Source organism: Haematobacter massiliensis, assembly GCF_000740795.1.
Classification (GTDB): Bacteria; Pseudomonadota; Alphaproteobacteria; order Rhodobacterales; family Rhodobacteraceae; genus Haematobacter; species Haematobacter massiliensis.
The window spans coordinates 242409-258270 of record NZ_JGYG01000001.1 but is presented as its reverse complement, the minus strand read 5'-3'; the positions used below and the strand labels follow the sequence as shown (position 1 = coordinate 258270).

The 15862-nt window shown below is 66.1% G+C and carries 13 protein-coding genes; 6 read left to right on the top strand and 7 right to left on the bottom strand.

Going from position 1 to position 15862, the window contains the following annotated elements; translation table 11 throughout:
* The first annotated feature begins 62 nt into the window (after window positions 1-62).
* The 3 genes from ligA to CN97_RS21300 all read left to right on the top strand — a co-directional run bounded on the left by ligA (window position 63) and on the right by CN97_RS21300 (window position 4780).
* Complete coding sequence (gene ligA, locus CN97_RS01270; protein ID WP_035705943.1) at window positions 63-2315, top strand: NAD-dependent DNA ligase LigA; 2253 nt, start codon at window positions 63-65, stop codon at window positions 2313-2315.
* Window positions 2315-4402, top strand: a complete 2088-nt coding sequence (gene recG / locus CN97_RS01265) for an ATP-dependent DNA helicase RecG (protein ID WP_035705942.1) — start codon at window positions 2315-2317, stop codon at window positions 4400-4402. Before ligA ends, recG begins: the two co-directional genes overlap by 1 nt.
* A gap of 255 nt (window positions 4403-4657) precedes the next feature.
* Window positions 4658-4780 carry a hypothetical protein gene (locus CN97_RS21300; RefSeq protein ID WP_088217115.1) on the top strand — a complete coding sequence of 41 codons (123 nt, stop codon included), beginning with the start codon at window positions 4658-4660 and terminating at the stop codon, window positions 4778-4780.
* A gap of 91 nt (window positions 4781-4871) precedes the next feature.
* On the opposite strand, the gene CN97_RS01260 is transcribed toward CN97_RS21300, so the two are convergent.
* Window positions 4872-5336 carry an iron-sulfur cluster assembly scaffold protein gene (locus CN97_RS01260; protein ID WP_035705941.1) on the bottom strand — a complete coding sequence of 155 codons (465 nt, stop codon included), beginning with the start codon at window positions 5334-5336 and terminating at the stop codon, window positions 4872-4874.
* A 36-nt stretch (window positions 5337-5372) separates the two neighbouring features.
* Between CN97_RS01260 and hisI the strand changes: the two genes are divergently transcribed.
* Window positions 5373-5732: a phosphoribosyl-AMP cyclohydrolase gene (hisI, locus tag CN97_RS01255; protein ID WP_084683937.1), complete on the top strand. Its 360-nt coding sequence runs from the start codon at window positions 5373-5375 to the stop codon at window positions 5730-5732.
* Between the two features lie 3 nt (window positions 5733-5735).
* Here the strand turns inward: hisI and gluQRS are convergent, their stop codons facing one another.
* From gluQRS to CN97_RS01225, 6 genes are all read right to left on the bottom strand, one after another.
* Window positions 5736-6680 carry a tRNA glutamyl-Q(34) synthetase GluQRS gene (gene gluQRS / locus CN97_RS01250; protein ID WP_248700066.1) on the bottom strand — a complete coding sequence of 315 codons (945 nt, stop codon included), beginning with the start codon at window positions 6678-6680 and terminating at the stop codon, window positions 5736-5738.
* Window positions 6640-8010, bottom strand: a complete 1371-nt coding sequence (gene trmFO / locus CN97_RS01245) for a methylenetetrahydrofolate--tRNA-(uracil(54)-C(5))-methyltransferase (FADH(2)-oxidizing) TrmFO (RefSeq protein WP_035705937.1) — start codon at window positions 8008-8010, stop codon at window positions 6640-6642. The genes gluQRS and trmFO overlap by 41 nt, the downstream gene beginning before the upstream one ends.
* Before the next feature lie 568 nt (window positions 8011-8578).
* Window positions 8579-11302 carry a DNA gyrase subunit A gene (gene gyrA, locus CN97_RS01240; RefSeq protein ID WP_035705936.1) on the bottom strand — a complete coding sequence of 908 codons (2724 nt, stop codon included), beginning with the start codon at window positions 11300-11302 and terminating at the stop codon, window positions 8579-8581.
* 83 nt (window positions 11303-11385) lie between these two features.
* Window positions 11386-11874, bottom strand: a complete 489-nt coding sequence (locus CN97_RS01235; protein ID WP_035705934.1) for a CinA family protein — start codon at window positions 11872-11874, stop codon at window positions 11386-11388.
* The gene (locus CN97_RS01230; RefSeq protein WP_035705932.1) at window positions 11871-12371 is read right to left on the bottom strand and encodes a phosphatidylglycerophosphatase A family protein; all 501 of its coding nucleotides are present in this window, start codon (window positions 12369-12371) and stop codon (window positions 11871-11873) included. The genes CN97_RS01235 and CN97_RS01230 overlap by 4 nt, the downstream gene beginning before the upstream one ends.
* Window positions 12368-13570 carry a bifunctional 2-C-methyl-D-erythritol 4-phosphate cytidylyltransferase/2-C-methyl-D-erythritol 2,4-cyclodiphosphate synthase gene (locus tag CN97_RS01225; protein WP_242685165.1) on the bottom strand — a complete coding sequence of 401 codons (1203 nt, stop codon included), beginning with the start codon at window positions 13568-13570 and terminating at the stop codon, window positions 12368-12370. Before CN97_RS01225 ends, CN97_RS01230 begins: the two co-directional genes overlap by 4 nt.
* 197 nt (window positions 13571-13767) lie before the next feature.
* Between CN97_RS01225 and dusB the strand changes: the two genes are divergently transcribed.
* Both dusB and CN97_RS01215 read left to right on the top strand, forming a co-directional pair.
* The gene (dusB, locus tag CN97_RS01220; protein WP_035705929.1) at window positions 13768-14757 is read left to right on the top strand and encodes a tRNA dihydrouridine synthase DusB; all 990 of its coding nucleotides are present in this window, start codon (window positions 13768-13770) and stop codon (window positions 14755-14757) included.
* A gap of 14 nt (window positions 14758-14771) precedes the next feature.
* The gene (locus CN97_RS01215) at window positions 14772-15860 is read left to right on the top strand and encodes a two-component system sensor histidine kinase NtrB (RefSeq protein WP_407059722.1); all 1089 of its coding nucleotides are present in this window, start codon (window positions 14772-14774) and stop codon (window positions 15858-15860) included.
* The last annotated feature ends 2 nt before the right edge of the window (window positions 15861-15862 follow it).

Sequence of the window (15862 nt, the reverse complement as noted above, 5' to 3'; positions counted from 1 at the left end):
CCTGCGTCCTATTCAGAGGCAATCTGACAGGGCGGCCCGGCCCGATCGTGACGGATACCCACATGCCCGATTTCAAACCCGTCGAGACACTTGCCCCCGGAGAGGCCGCGCAGGAGTTGGCCTCGCTGTCCGATGCGCTGGCCCGCGCCAACCGTGCCTACCATACGGAGGACGCGCCCGAAATCAGCGATGCCGAATACGACGCGCTGAAGCGGCGCAATGCCGAAATCGAAGACCATTTTTCCGAGCTGAAGCGGCCCGACAGCCCTTCAGAGCAGGTGGGCGGTGCGCTGGCGGAAGGCTTCTCCAAGGTTCGTCACGAAATCCGCATGCTGTCATTGGAGAACGCATTCTCGGATAGCGAGCTGCGTGATTTCGACGACAGGGTGCGACGTTATCTCGGCCTGAGCGCTGCCGCGCCGCTGCTCTACACGGCAGAGCCGAAGATCGACGGGTTGTCACTGTCGCTGCGGTATGAAAACGGCGTGCTGGTTCAGGCCGCGACGCGCGGTGACGGCGCGGTGGGCGAGAATGTCACCCAGAACGCGCTTACAGTCGCAGATATCCCCCGCATGCTGACCGGCGCGCCGGAGGTGCTGGAAATCCGGGGCGAGGTCTATATGAGCCATGCCGATTTCGCCGCGCTGAACGAACGGCAGGCGGCGGCGGGGGATCGCGTCTTCGCCAATCCGCGTAATGCCGCCGCAGGGTCGCTCCGTCAGCTCGACGCGACGATCACCCGATCCCGTCCGCTCCGATTTTTCGCCTATGCCTGGGGCGTGGTGAGTGAGCCGCTGGCGGCCACTCAGTTCGACGCCATCGCGCGGATCGCGTCGCTCGGCTTTCAGACCAACCCGCTCACCCGCCTGTGCAACGGGCCGGAGGAGATGCTGGCCACCTACCGTGACATAGAGGAAAACCGGGCGCGGCTCGGATATGACATCGACGGGGTGGTCTACAAGGTCAACGATCTGGACTACCAGCGGCGCCTTGGTTTCCGGTCCACTACGCCTCGCTGGGCGCTGGCACACAAGTTTCCGGCGGAGCTGGCCTGGACGGTGCTGGAGGCCATCGACATCCAGGTGGGACGAACGGGCGCTCTTTCCCCCGTCGCGCGGCTCACGCCGGTGACGGTCGGCGGCGTCGTCGTCTCCAATGCCACGCTGCACAATGAGGATTACATCGCGGGGCTGGATTCCGCCGGCAACCCGATCCGCGAGGGCAAGGACATCCGCATCGGCGATACGGTGCAGGTCTACCGCGCGGGCGATGTGATCCCCAAGGTGGCGGATGTGGACCTCGCCCGCCGCCCGGATGGAACCGAGCCTTATCACTTCCCCGAAACCTGCCCGCAATGCGGAAGCCCCGCCATCCGCGAGCCGGGGGATTCGGTGCGCCGCTGCACGGGCGGGCTGATCTGCCCGGCGCAGGCGACGGAAAAGCTGAAACATTTCGTCAGCCGGGGGGCTTTCGATATCGAGGGGCTGGGCGTCAAGCAGATCGAGATGTTCTTCGCCGACGACATGTTGCCGGTGAAGACGCCCGCCGACATCTTCACGCTTGAGGCGCGCGACAAGGCACAGATCGCCAAGCTCGCCAATCGCGACGGCTTCGGCAAGCGCAGCGCGGAAAAGCTGTTCGCAGCCATCGACGAGCGCCGGGTCATTCCGCTGGAGCGGTTTCTGTTCGCCCTGGGCATCCGTCATCTCGGGGAGGTGGCGGCAAAGGATCTCGCCCGCCATTATCACGCCTGGCCTGCGCTCCGCTCCGCGATAGATGCGGCACAGCCTGCCGCCATCGCAAGCCTCGCTGCCGATGAGGCCGAGGCGGAGGAGCGAGCCGCCGCCGCGCAGGCGGGGCGCCGCGCGGAAATCTCGCGGGCACGCGCGGCTGTGCGGGAGAACGTCCCGGCGGAAGCGGAAGCGGCATGGCAGGAACTCCTCTCCATCGATGGGGTGGGGACAACGCTCGCCACCTCCGTCGTCACGACGCTGGCAAAGGGCGGGCATGAGAGAGCGGCGGTGGACGATCTCGTCGCCCAGCTGCGAGAGATCGAGCCGCCTGAAAGCCGCGCCACGGAAAGCCCGGTCGTCGGTCTGACAGTCGTCTTCACCGGCACGCTGGAGAAGATGACGCGGGCGGAGGCCAAGGCGCGGGCGGAATCGCTGGGTGCCAAGGTCGCAGGCTCCGTCTCTGCCAAGACGGACCTGCTGGTGGCGGGTCCGGGTGCAGGGTCGAAGGCCACGAAGGCCGCCGAGCTCGGCATTCGCGTGATCGACGAGGATGGCTGGCTCGACCTCATCGGCGGGGCGTGATGGCGGATCGTCCGTCCCTCCTGCTGCCGCTCTTCGCCCAGCTCGATACGCTGGAAGGCATTGGTCCCAAGACGGCGAAGCATTTCGCCGGACTGGCAGTGGAGCGGCCCCGTGACCTGCTGTTCACGCTCCCGCATTCTGTGATCGACCGGCGGCGGCGGGAGACGATCCGGGACGCGCAACTGCCCGGTGTGGTCACGGTGACGGTGGAGGTGCTGGGGCATGGCGCGCCTGTCGCCCGTGGCCGTCCGCATCGGGTGACGGTGCGGGACGCGGCGGTGGAGTTCCAGCTCGTCTTCTTTCATGCCAAGGGCGATTATCTCCAGCGGCAGTTGCCCGTTGGTGCACGCCGAATCGTGTCGGGCCGGGTCGAGCTGTTCGACGGCATGGCCCAGATGGTGCACCCCGATCACATCCTGATGCCGGAGGAAGCGCAGCGCCTGCCGGAGTTCGAGCCGGTCTATCCCTTGACGGCGGGGGTGGGGCAACGGACCGTCTTCCGCGCGGCGGAAGGCGCGCTCGCCCGTGCTCCCGATCTGCCGGAATGGATCGACCCCGCGCTTCGCGCCCGCGAAGGCTGGCCCTCCTGGCGAGAGGCGCTGATCGCAGCCCATGCCCCGGGCGGGCCGGATGCCGTCTCCCCGAACCACCCGGCGCGGCGGCGGCTCGCCTATGACGAATTCTTCGCGCATCAGTTGACGCTTGCCCTGTCCCGCGCGCGGGACAGGCGGCAGCGGGGGCGCGAGACGAGGGGCAATGGCGCTCTGCAGGCCCGCGTCCTGTCCGCGTTGCCCTATCAGCCCACGGGGGCGCAGACGCGTGCGGTGAAGGAGATCGCCGCCGACATGGCCCTTCCCCAGCGGATGAGCCGGCTGCTTCAGGGCGACGTTGGCTCCGGCAAGACGCTGGTGGCGTTCCTCGCGCTCACCATCGCGGTGGAAGCGGGCGGGCAGGGTGTGCTGATGGCCCCAACGGAGATACTGGCGCGCCAGCATCTCGACAGCCTCCGCCCGCTCGCGGAGAGCGCGGGGATATCGCTGGAACTGCTGACGGGGCGCGACAAGGGCGCCGAGCGCACAGCAAAGCTCGCCCGGCTTGCCACGGGGGAGACGCGGATCCTTGTCGGCACCCATGCGGTATTCCAGCAGGATGTGGCCTTCCATGATCTGCGGCTTGCCGTTGTGGATGAACAGCATCGCTTCGGCGTCGCGCAGCGGATGGAACTGGGGGCCAAGGGGCAGGCGGTCGATGTGCTGGTGATGACGGCCACGCCGATCCCGCGCAGCCTCGCGCTCGCACAATACGGCGACATGGACCTCTCGGTGCTGGATGAGAAGCCACCGGGGCGGACGCCGGTTCGCACCGCGCTGGTTTCCGCCGCGCGGCGGGAGGAGGTCATCGCTCATCTCGGCCGCGCGCTTCACGAAGGACGGCAGGCCTACTGGGTCTGCCCGCTGGTGGAGGAAAGCGAGACATCTGACCTTACCGCCGCGACGGAGCGGTTCAGGGAACTGCGCGCCCTGTTCGGGGATCGCGTCGCCCTGGTTCACGGCCAGCTTCCTCCGGCGGAGAAGGACGCGGCCATGGCCCGCTTCGTGGCGGGGGAGGCGCGGATCCTGGTCGCGACCACGGTGATCGAGGTTGGAGTGAACGTGCCCAATGCGTCGATCATGGTGATCGAACGGGCGGAGACCTTCGGCCTCGCCCAGCTTCATCAGCTTCGCGGCAGGGTCGGGCGCGGGGCCGCGGTTTCCACCTGCCTGCTGCTTTACCAGCCGCCGCTGGGAGAGACCGCCGAGCGGCGGCTGAAGCTGCTTCGCGATACGGAGGACGGCTTTCGCATCGCGGAGGAGGATCTCGCGATTCGTGGCGCGGGCGATGTCATCGGAACCGCGCAATCCGGCCTGCCGAAGTTCCGCATCGCCGATCTGGAGCGGCAGGGCGCGCTGATGGCGCTGGCGCAGTCGGATGCGCGGGCGCTTCTGACGATGGATCCCGAGCTGAGCTCGGCCCGGGGAGAGGCCGCGCGCCTGTTGCTTTGGCTGATGGAGAAGGACCGCTCCATCCGTCTGGGACGCATCGGTTAGAGATCGCTCGAAAGGGCTTTAGATCTGCGCCTGCGGAAATTATTCTCAATGAAATAATAATTCGTCAGGAAAATCACGAACTTCTGGCCGGTAATGGTCCAAATTCCCGATTTCTAGGGCATAAGCCCGACATTTCAGCAGTTTTTTCGCGACCCCTTTGAGAACGAATCCCACAGACTGACAGAATGTTCCTAAAAAGTTCTTTACAGAATCTGGAGAATCAGGAACAAATAGAGAACACAACGGAGGTTCAAGATGCTGACACAACTGAAGTCCGTCGTTTCCCGTCACGCTGATACACTGGTGGAAGATACGCTTGGCATGGCGGCGATCACGCTGCTGTTCGTCGTGCTGCTTCACCTGCCGATCCTGTTTTGAGTCTGCCTGCCGCCTGCGGTCTTGTCTCTCCGCAGACGTGCCACTGACGCCGCCATCCGCAGGGATGTGCGGCGTCCTTTTTGCTGGCGGGTCAGGCTTTGGCGGCGATTTCCTCAAGCGCTGCGACGGTCGCGTCGAGCGACAGGAGGATAGAGGCGTGGCGATTGGGAAAGTCGCGCGCCGCCATCAGTGCCTCCAGCCCCTCGAAAGGCGGCGCCGGGACGGGTCCGTCGGCGGAAAGCATCGCGCGAAGTTCGTCGCGGGCGCGGCGGACCTCTGCTTCTGTCCGCCCGAGGATGACCCGACCGACCACGGAGGCCGCAGCCTGACCCAGCGCACAGGCCCGGACGTCCTGCCGGAAGTCCAAGACCCTGCCATCCCTCGCCGTCACATCGACCGTCACCTGCGAGCCGCAGAGCGGGGACCGGCGCATGACGCTTGCCTCCGGGGCGGGAAGCCGGCCGGTCAGCGGAATGTCGGCAGCCAGCGCCAGCAGCCGCGCGGAGTAGAGCTTGACGAGATCGTCCACGGGTTTCCTCTTTCCCTTCCACCCCATATATGCGGCGCGATGCCCGATGAACAGGAGCCTGTCATGTTCGACCCCTCGACTCTCCGTTACGATGATCGCGGCCTGATCCCCGCCGTGGCGCAGGACCACAAGACGGGCGAAGTTCTGATGGTCGCGTGGATGACGCAGGCGGCGGTGGAGCGGACGCTGGCAACCGGGGAGGTGACCTATTGGTCGCGCTCCCGGCAGGAGCTGTGGATCAAGGGCGCGACGTCTGGCCATGTGCAGAAGCTGATCGACTTCCGCTTCGACTGCGACAGCGATTGTGTGCTCGTGCTCATCGAACAGACGGGCCCGGCCTGCCACACCAACCGGCGGAGCTGCTTCTACACCGCTGTCCGGGAGGGCGAGACAGTGGAACTGATGCAGCCCGAAGAGGGCTGAGGGTTACTGCTCCAGCATTGCCCGGATGTCGTCCGGCGTGGCGCCCGCCGCCCGGTAATGGCGGATCGCGCGGGCATCGTCACGCTTGGCGAGCCGCTTGCCGTTTTCATCGCGGATGAGGCGATGGTGGTGGTAGTCGGGCGTGGGCAGGTCCAGCAACAGCTGCAGTAGCCGGTGAATGAAGGTCGCCTCGAACAGATCCTCTCCGCGCACGATCTGAGTGATCTGCTGAAACGCATCGTCCACCACGACGGCGAGGTGATAGGCCACGCCGATATCCCCCCGTGCCAGAACGATGTCGCCGATAGTTCGCAGCATGGTTTCGGCATCCAGCAGGTGCAGGCCAGGATGCTCCGGGCCGGTTTCCAGAAAGCCGGTGCCGGGAGGGATCAGCGCCACGGCCCGCCGCATGTCGAGGCGGATGGCATCTCCCGGCGCTGCCTCCGCGATCGGGCGGTCGCGGCAGGTGCCCGGATAGACGGGACCATCCGGCCCGATAAGCGATGTGCCTTCCTGCGGGGCGGCGAGGGCGGCGCGGATGTCGGCCCGCGTGCAGCGGCAGGGATACAGCAGGCCCATCTCCGCCAGCCGGGCAAGCGCGTTGTCGTAGGCATCGCGCCGCTCTGATTGCCGGAGTGTGGGTTCCGGCCAGGAAAGACCAAGCCAGCTCAGGTCGTCCTTCAGCGCTGCTTCATATTCAGGGCGGGAACGGGCGGTGTCGATATCCTCGATCCTGAGAAGGAACTCTCCCGGCGTCGCCCGGGCGCTGGCCGTCAGTGCAGAGAAGGCATGGCCGAGGTGGAGCAGGCCCGTGGGCGAGGGAGCAAACCGGGTACGGCGTGTCGGGGGAAGCGCGCTCCCCCCGATCCCCCCGGCCCGAGGGGCAGCGCCCCCCGGAACCCCCCGATCAGGCAGCGGTTCCGGCATCGGCAGACGCGACGGAGCCATGTTGAAGCCAGTGCGAAAACGCCTCCTTCGCCCGGTCCGTATAAGCCCTGTAGCGGTCCTTGCGTCCGCGCCGGCCGCCCTTTGCCTCAATGGGCGGAAACAGACCGAAGTTGACGTTCATGGGCTGGAAGGTCGTGGCCTCCGCATCGCCGGTGATATGGGCGATGAGCGCGCCCATCGCGGTTTCCCGCGGCGGCGGCGGTACATCACGGCCCAGAAGCTCCGCTGCTGCGAGGCGTCCGGCGACCAGCCCCATGGCGGCAGATTCCACATAGCCCTCCACCCCCGTCACCTGACCCGCAAAGCGGATATTGGGCCGCGACCGCAGCCGCATCCAGGGGTCAAGCAGCGTGGGGGAATTCAGGAAGGTATTTCGGTGAATCCCGCCCAGCCGGGCAAAGCGCGCGTCCTGAAGTCCGGGGATCAGACGGAACACCTCCGTCTGGGCGGCGTATTTCATCTTCGTCTGGAAGCCGACGATATTGTACAGCGTACCGAGCGCGTTGTCCCGGCGGAGCTGCACCACGGCATAGGCCTTCACCGCGGGATCATGGGCATTGGTCAGACCCACAGGCTTCATCGGGCCGAAGCGCAGCGTCTCCCGCCCGCGTTCCGCCATCACTTCGATGGGCAGACAGCCGTCGAAATATTTCGCCGTCTCCCCCTCCCGGAACTCGGTCTTGTCGGCGGCGATCAGGGCGTCGATGAAGGTTTCATACTGCTCCCGCGTCATCGGGCAGTTGATGTAGGCGGTCCGTTCCTCCTCCGTCTCGCCCTTGTCGTAGCGGGACTGGCGCCATGCCACGTCCATGTCGATCGACTCGGCATAGACGATGGGGGCTATCGCGTCGAAGAACGCGAGCGCATCCGCCCCTGTCTCGGCCCGGATGGCCTCTGCCAGCGCACCGGAGGTGAGCGGTCCTGTCGCGATGATCCAGTGGCCCTCCCGAGGGAGTTCGGTGATCTCTCCACCAACCGTTTCGATGAGCGGATGGGCGCGGAGCCGCGCCGTCACATCGGCGGAGAAGGCGTCTCTGTCCACCGCCAGCGCGCCGCCCGCAGGCAGGGAGTGGCGGTCGGCCGTCGTCATGATGAGTCCGCCCGCCGCCCGCATCTCCCAGTGGAGAAGACCCACGGCGTTCTGTTCGTCATCATCGGAACGGAACGAGTTGGAGCAGACCATCTCGGCGAAGTCGCCGGTGCGATGGGCGAAGGTGCCCACCTGGGGGCGCATCTCGTGCAGGACAACGGGCACCCCTGCCTCGGCCGCTTGCCAGGCAGCTTCCGATCCGGCCATGCCGCCGCCGATGATGTGGAGCTTTTCGGTCATGCGCCGCACTTAATCCGGTAAAGAGCGTTTGGGAAGGGCCAAGGGAGCGGCAAGACCAGCGCGCGATGGGGCATCAGAATATGAACCCCCGAGGGTCAGGTATTTCGAGACCCACAACTGGCGGAATTCTGCGCAACATGACCCGTGTGGTTTGGTCTCTCTCCGAAGCCGCGCCCGCTGTCGGTGCCCTGCGCAAATCCTTCCGCCGCGTCGCCAGCCGGTCGTGAAAGGCACTTATGGCCGGCAGCTGCCTTCACCCAAGGCCAGCCCATCCACCACTTCACAGGGGCTCTCGCAAGGCAGACCAGGCTGCGATCCTTGCCGGATGGATGATCGCCCGCAGCAGGCGACCTTCCACGGTCTGGCAATAGAACCGCCCCCGAGCTGACCGCTCCCGGTATGATAGACTTGGAGCCGCGGTAGATAGGACAGCCCGGCCATCAATGCGGCCAAGCTGACTGGCGAGGAGTTTTCACGCCGCCGCGACGGGGACGATCGGACAGGAGCCTCCCCTCCCATGCACCACCGCGTCGACGAAAAAAGGGCCGGCGTTTCGCCAGCCCCTCGCTCATTCTTCGCCGTCTTCTGCCTGTTCGGCGATCCGGGCGACGGAAACGACCTGCTCATCTCCGCCCGTGTCGAAGATGCGCACGCCCCCCGCGCTCCGCGAGCGGAAGGAAATGCCATCGACCGGGCAGCGGATCGACTGGCCGGTCGACGTGGCCAGCATGATCTGATCCTCCATCGCGACGGGGAAGGAGGCGACGAGCCGCCCGCCACGCATGCCCTTGTCCATCGCCATGACGCCCTGGCCGCCCCGCCCGCGCACGGGATAGTCGTGGGACGAGGAAAGCTTGCCGGTGCCGGAAGCCGTGACCGTCAGGATCAGATCCTCGATGGCGGACATCTCCGCATAGCGTTCGGTGGAAAGCTGGCCGCCCTCCACCGCGTCCTCATCCTCATCGGCCTCCACTTCCTCCGTCGCTCCCGCGACGAGACGGCGTTGCTTGAGGTAGGCGGTGCGCTCCTCCGGCGATGCCTCGAAGTGCCGGATGACGGACATGGAAACGACCTCGTCCTCATCGGCCAGACGGATGCCGCGCACACCGGTGGAATCGCGGCCCTTGAACACGCGCACATCCGTCGTCGGGAAGCGGATCGCCCGGCCGAGCGCGGTGACGAGCATCATGTCGTCCTGCTCATTGGCGATACGGACACCGACGAGGCTGACCCCCTCCGGCAATTTCATCGCGATCTTGCCGTTCGATTTCACATTGGTGAAATCGGAGAGAGCGTTGCGCCGCACGTCGCCGTCGGAAGTGGCAAAGACGATCTGCAGCATATCCCATTCGACCTCCGGCTCGTCGATCGCCATGATCGCGGCGATGGAGACACCGGCCCCGATCGGCAGGATGTTGACGATGGCCTTGCCGCGGGCATTGCGGCCCGCCAGCGGCAGCCGCCATGTCTTGAGCTTGTAGACCATCCCGTCGGTGGTGAAGAACAGCAGCTGCGTATGGGTGTTGGCGACGAAGAGCGTCGTCACCACATCGTCCTCCTTGGTGGACATGGAGGACAGGCCCTTACCGCCGCGCCGCTGGGAGCGGAACTCCGCCAGCGGGGTGCGCTTGATGTAGCCGCCGGAGGTCACGGTCACGACCATGTCCTCCCGCTCGATCAGATCCTCGTCCTCCATGTCGCCGGACCAGTCGGCGATCTCCGTGCGGCGGGGAACGGCAAAGGCGTCGCGCACCTCACGCAGCTCAGCGGAGATGATGGACATGATCCGCTCCCGCGAGCGCAGGATGTCGAGATAGTCGCGGATCTTCGCGGCCAGTTCCTGAAGCTCGTCCGTGATCTCCTTCACGCCCATCGCCGTGAGGCGCTGAAGGCGGAGGTCGAGGATCGCGCGGGCCTGAAGCTCGGACAGGTTGTAGGTTCCGTCGTCGTTGATCGTATGGCTCGGATCGTCGATCAGGCGGATGTATTCGGCGATGTCCATGGCCGGCCAGCGGCGCGACATCAGCCTTTCCCGCGCCTCTGCCGGATCGGCTGAGGACCGGATCGTGGCCACCACCTCATCGACATTGGAGACGGCGACGGCGAGGCCGCAGAGCAGGTGGCTCCGCTCCCGCGCCTTGCGGAGTTCAAAGGCGGTGCGCCGGGCGACGACCTCTTCGCGGAACGAAAGGAAAGCGGTCAGGAAGTCGCGCAGCGCCAGCTGCTCCGGCCGGCCGCCGTTCAGCGCGAGCATGTTGCAACCGAAGGACACCTGCATCGGCGTGAAACGGAAGAGCTGGTTCAGCACCACCTCCGGCGTCGCGTCGCGTTTCAGTTCGACGACGACGCGCACACCGATACGGTCGCTTTCGTCCTGCACATGGGCAATGCCCTCAATGCGCTTCTCGCGGGCCATTTCGGCGATCCGCTCGATCATCGTGGCCTTGTTGACCTGATAGGGGATCTCGTCCACCACGATGGCATAGCGGTCCTTGCGGATCTCCTCCACCCGGGTCTTCGCCCGGATGATGACCGATCCGCGACCCTCAAGATAGGCCTTGCGCGCCCCGGACCGTCCGAGGATCACGCCGCCTGTCGGAAAGTCGGGGGCAGGGATATATTCCATCAGCCGCTCGGTGGAGAGGTCGGGTTCCTCGATCAGCGCCAGCGTCGCGTCGATCACTTCGCCAAGATTGTGCGGTGGAATGTTGGTCGCCATGCCGACCGCAATGCCGCCCGCGCCGTTCACCAGCATGTTCGGGAAGCGGGCCGGCAGCACCACAGGCTCCCGATCCTTGCCGTCGTAGTTGTCCTGAAAATCCACCGTTTCCTTGTCGATATCGGCAAGGAGGAAAGCGGCCGGCTTGTCCATCCTGACTTCGGTGTAGCGCATGGCGGCGGCGGAATCCCCGTCCATGGAGCCGAAGTTGCCCTGGCCATCCAGCAGCGGCAGCGACATGGAGAAGGGCTGCGCCAGCCGGACAAGCGCGTCATAGATCGCGCTGTCGCCGTGGGGGTGGTATTTCCCCATCACGTCACCCACCGGGCGGGCGGACTTCCGGTAGGGCTTGTCGTGGGTATTGCCGGTCTCATGCATCGCGTAGAGGATCCGCCGGTGCACAGGCTTCAGCCCGTCGCGCAGATCGGGGATCGCGCGCGCGACGATCACGCTCATCGCATAGTCGAGATAGGAGGATTTCATCTCCTCCGCGATGGAGACGGTCGGGCCGGTGTAGGACGGGCGGTCGGGGCCGTTTTCGTCATCCTCGGGCAATTCAGGGGTATCGTTCACGGTCTTCCGATCTCTTTCTGGCAAGCCGCGCGCAGCGCCCCGCGACTATAGTCCGGGGAGGGGGCAGGCGCAATGCAAGGGGGTCAACGAAGCGCGGCGATCAGGAGCGAAAGCGCGTGCTCCACAGTCGCGCGCCGCACATTGGAGCGCCCGATCGCGCCGAATTCCACTGTTTGCGTTCGCGTGGCCCCGTCGCCCGCAAGCCCGAAACAGACCCGACCCTCGGGCTTGTGCTCGCTCCCGCCCGGCCCCGCCACGCCGGTGACGGAGACGGCGAGCGTGGCGTTGGAGCGGGCGAGAGCGCCCTGCGCCATTTCCGCTGCAATCTCTTCCGATACGGCACCGTAAGCGGTGAGGGTTTCGGGACGGATGCCCAGCATCTCCACCTTGGCGGCGTTGGAATAGGTGATGAAGCCGCGGTCGAAGATATCGGAGGAGCCCGGGACTTCGGTGATGGCGCCGCCGATCAGACCGCCGGTGCAGCTTTCCGCCGTCGCGAGGATCGCCCCCCTCGCACGCGCTGCCGCCAGCAGCGTGGCGGCGGCTTTCGCAATGGCTCCGGCATCGCTCATCGCATCAGAACCCCATGCGCCAGCGCGGCGAGGATCATCACCAGAATGCCCGCGAAGATCCCGGCGAGCAAGTCATCCAGCAGCACACCCCAGGCATCTCCCCGTCCGTCGGCGCGTCCGACCAGCCAGGGTTTCCAGATGTCGAACAGCCGGAAGCCGAGGAACGCCCCAAGCCAGCCGGGATACGGGAAGTGCCAGCTGTCCAGCCCCATCATCCAGAACCCGAAGGAGGGGGCAAGGAGGGCGAGCCATTGTCCCGCGACCTCGTCGATGACGATTTCGGACGGATCGCCCCCGCCCATTTCCGGCAGGGCGGTGTTGATCGCCCACCAGGCCACCGCGATGACGGCAAGGGTGGCGAGGAGCAGAAGGGGGAAGCTTCCCAACCCGTGGATCAGTACCCCGACCGCGACAGCGGCGAGCGAAGCCCATGTGCCCGGGGCCACGGGAATATAGCCCAGCCCGAAGCCCGTGGCGATGAGGCGTGCCGCGCTCATGCCTTCACCAGGGTTGCTGTGGCGAGCGCCGCGATCCCCTCGCCGCGCCCGGTGAATCCCAAGCGCTCTGAGGTCGTGGCCTTGACGCTGACCCGGTCCGGCTCCAGCCCCATGATCCGCGCCATCTCCGCCTGCATCCGCGGGGCATGAGGGCCGATCTTCGGCGCTTCACAGACAATGGTCACGTCCGTATGGGTCAGGGCGAAACCCCGCTTTCGTACGAGAGCGGCGGCATGGGCGAGGAAGATTTCCGAGGCCGCGCCCTTCCACTGTGGGTCGGACGGCGGGAAGTGCCGGCCGATATCGCCCTCCGCCAGCGCGCCGTAGATCGCGTCTGTGACCGCATGCATCGCGACATCGGCATCGGAGTGCCCCTCCAGCGCCTGATCGAAGGGAATGCGGATGCCGCAGAGGACCACGCCATCGCCTTCGCGGAAGCGGTGGACATCGTAGCCGTTGCCGGTGCGGATGTCGGGAAAGGGTGCGGGATGTGTCACGCCTGCTGTCTCCCTCTGCGCCAGAAGGCGCGCGGCCCGGTCGAAGTCGCCCGGATGGGTGATCTTGATATTGTCCTCATCGCCTTCGACGATCATCACGTCAAGGCCCGCGGCCCGCGCCACTTCCACATCGTCGGCAGCGCCGCCCGGATGGCGGAGGTGAGCCGCCCGGATGGCGGCGAATTCGAAAGCCTGCGGGGTCTGCGCCCGGTAAAGGCCCGCACGCGGAACTGCTTCCGCCACCCGACCCTCCACTCCGCGCCAAAGCGCATCCGTCACGGCAAGGCCGGGCGCGGCGGCCAGCGCGCCGCGTTCGAGGGCATCGCTCAGCCGAGCGACGAGCGCCGGGGAGACCAGCGGCCGTGCGCCATCATGGATCAGCACGTGGCGCGGGGGCCGTTCCCCCAGTGCGTCCAGCCCGGCCCGGACGGAGGTGTCGCGACTGTCCCCGCCCATCACCAGGGTCACCCCCTCGCGCAGGAAACTCTGGGCCAGCGCCGTATCATCGTGGTGAATGACCAGCACGATGCGCGCAATTCCCGCCCGCCTGAAGGCATCCACCGTATGCAGGAGCACGGGACGACCGTTGAGGATCTGCCACTGTTTCGGTATCTCGCCCCCGGCGCGGGTGCCGCGACCCGCCGCCACGATCAGCGCCGCGACATCGTCCTTGGCGCCTGTTGCAGCCGCATTTGTCAGCACGTTCCGCCTCCATTCACTCCGCTTTGCTTACGGCGAAGGCCGCCTGGTGGCAACGGCGCGGCGTGATCGGGCAGTTAGCTTAAAAATTGTGCATAACTTCGCATTCAGCGCTTCTGCTCCCGATGTCGTGACGGGGTCCGATTGCAAAGCGAGAGGTCGCGCTATACCTGCAAGCTTGACGCACAAGGATTAGGCAGTTGACGATTCAGGTAGCGACTCTGACGCTCCACCCTCCGGTCTTTCTGGCGCCGCTCGCCGGGATCACCGATCTGCCGTTCCGCCGAATCGTGCAGGGGTTCGGTGCAGGGCTGGTGGTCTCCGAAATGGTGGCTTCACAGGAAGTCGTCCAGGTCAAACCCTCCGCACGGGCAAGGGCGCGCGCGGAGCTGGGCATTGGCGATGGCGTGACTTCCGTGCAGCTTGCGGGGCGCGATCCCTACTGGATGGGCGAGGCCGCGCGCTACGTCGAAGACTGCGGCGCTGCGGTCATCGACATCAACATGGGTTGTCCGGCGAAGCGGGTGGTGAACGGGTGGTCCGGCTCCGCGCTCATGCGCGACCCCGATCACGCCCTCCGGCTGATCGAAGCGGTGGTGGGTGCGGTAAGGGTGCCGGTGACGCTGAAAACCCGGCTCGGCTGGGACGATGCGCTGCTGAACGCACCCGAGATCGCGCGGCGGGCGGAGGCCGCGGGTATCCGCATGATTACCATTCATGGCCGCACGCGATGCCAGTTCTACAAGGGGCAGGCAGACTGGGCCGCCATCCGTCGGGTGAAGGAAGCCGTTGCGATACCCGTCATCGCGAATGGCGATATCGTGGATACCGCGACGGCGTCGGAGGCGTTGAAACTGTCGGGGGCGGATGGCGTCATGATCGGCCGGGGCGCGCAGGGCCGGCCCTGGCGGCTGGCGCAAATCGCCGCCGCGCGCTTTGGCACACCAGCGCCGGCGGTTCCGCATGGGGCGGCGCTGGCCGATCTCGTTGCGGAGCATCACGGGGCCATGCTGTCCTTCTATGGAACCGAACTTGGCCTGCGCGTCGCGCGGAAACATCTGGGGTGGTATCTGGACGAAGCCGGTGCACCGGCCGCGCTCCGCCGCGAAATCCTGACGGCGGAGGAAGCGGGGCGCATTCCTGCTCTGCTGCGGCTCGCCTTTGCGGAGCAGGGTAGGCAGGCTGCATGATACCGGAAGCCCCCATGCCCCCACCCGCCGGCCTCTGGGCCGCACTGCCCATTCCGGGTCTGGTCATCGACCAGGATGACCGCATCTGCGACATGAACCCGGCGGCGGAGGAGTTTCTGAACCTTTCCGCTCGCAACAGCCGGGGGCAGCCGCTGTTCGACCGCGTTTCCATCGACGCGCCCATGGAGGAGGCTTTTCTCCGCGTGCGGAACGGCGAGGTGGCGATGACGCTGAACACCGTCGATGTCGGCACGGGAGAGCGTGCGCCGGTTTCGACCACGCTCTATCTCTCCGCGTTGCCCGAAGCGGGGGCGGATGCCATTCTGCTGCTGCTCTCCCCTCGTGAACTGGCCAACCGGCTGGACCGTGCGCAATCGGTGAAGTCGGCTGCAAAATCGGCGATCGGGATGTCGGAGATGCTGGCCCATGAGATCAAGAACCCGCTCGCAGGCATCACAGGCGCCGCGCAGCTTCTGTCGATGAACCTCTCCCCCGAGGATCAGGAGCTGACCGATCTGATCGTGGAGGAAAGCAAGCGCATCGTGAAGCTGCTCGAGCAGGTGGAGCAGTTCGGCAATCTCCGCCCGCCGGAGCTTCAAGCCGTCAATATCCACGATCTGCTGGACCGCGCGCGGAAATCCGCGCTGGTCGGCTATGCGGCCCATATGACGATAGAGGAGGATTACGATCCGTCGCTCCCCGATACCTATGCGGATGGCGATCAACTTCTTCAGGTGTTTCTGAACCTGCTGAAGAACGCCGCCGAAGCCTCCGGGAACCGCCCGGGCAGGATCAGGCTCCACACGTTCTACGACGCCGCGCTGCGGATCCGGCGGGCCGATGGCACACCCCGCCGCCTGCCGCTGCAGGTGGAGATCATCGACGACGGACCCGGTCTGCCGCCCGCGATTGCGCAAGACATCTTCGAGCCGTTCGTGAGCGGCAAGGAGAACGGCACCGGCCTTGGTCTCGCGCTCGTTTCAAAGATCGTTTCCGATCATGACGGCTGGATCGCCGTCGATTCGGTTCCCGGTCGCACCGTATTTCGCATCTCGCTTCCCATTGCGCCCCCCACCGCGCCGAAGCATCCGGAGGATGAATAACC

Excerpts from the sequence above, each read along its gene's own strand:
- CN97_RS21300 (WP_088217115.1), top strand. The coding sequence starts at position 4,658 with ATGCTGACACAACTGAAGTCCGTCGTTTCCCGTCACGCTGATACACTG.
- hisI (WP_084683937.1), top strand. The coding sequence starts at position 5,373 with ATGTTCGACCCCTCGACTCTCCGTTACGATGATCGCGGCCTGATCCCC.
- gluQRS (WP_248700066.1), bottom strand. The coding sequence starts at position 6,680 with ATGGCTCCGTCGCGTCTGCCGATGCCGGAACCGCTGCCTGATCGGGGG.
- trmFO (WP_035705937.1), bottom strand. The coding sequence starts at position 8,010 with ATGACCGAAAAGCTCCACATCATCGGCGGCGGCATGGCCGGATCGGAA.
- CN97_RS01260 (WP_035705941.1), bottom strand. The coding sequence starts at position 5,336 with ATGGGGTGGAAGGGAAAGAGGAAACCCGTGGACGATCTCGTCAAGCTC.
- CN97_RS01235 (WP_035705934.1), bottom strand. The coding sequence starts at position 11,874 with ATGAGCGATGCCGGAGCCATTGCGAAAGCCGCCGCCACGCTGCTGGCG.
- CN97_RS01215 (WP_407059722.1), top strand. The coding sequence starts at position 14,772 with ATGCCCCCACCCGCCGGCCTCTGGGCCGCACTGCCCATTCCGGGTCTG.
- ligA (WP_035705943.1), top strand. The coding sequence starts at position 63 with ATGCCCGATTTCAAACCCGTCGAGACACTTGCCCCCGGAGAGGCCGCG.
- recG (WP_035705942.1), top strand. The coding sequence starts at position 2,315 with ATGGCGGATCGTCCGTCCCTCCTGCTGCCGCTCTTCGCCCAGCTCGAT.
- CN97_RS01230 (WP_035705932.1), bottom strand. The coding sequence starts at position 12,371 with ATGAGCGCGGCACGCCTCATCGCCACGGGCTTCGGGCTGGGCTATATT.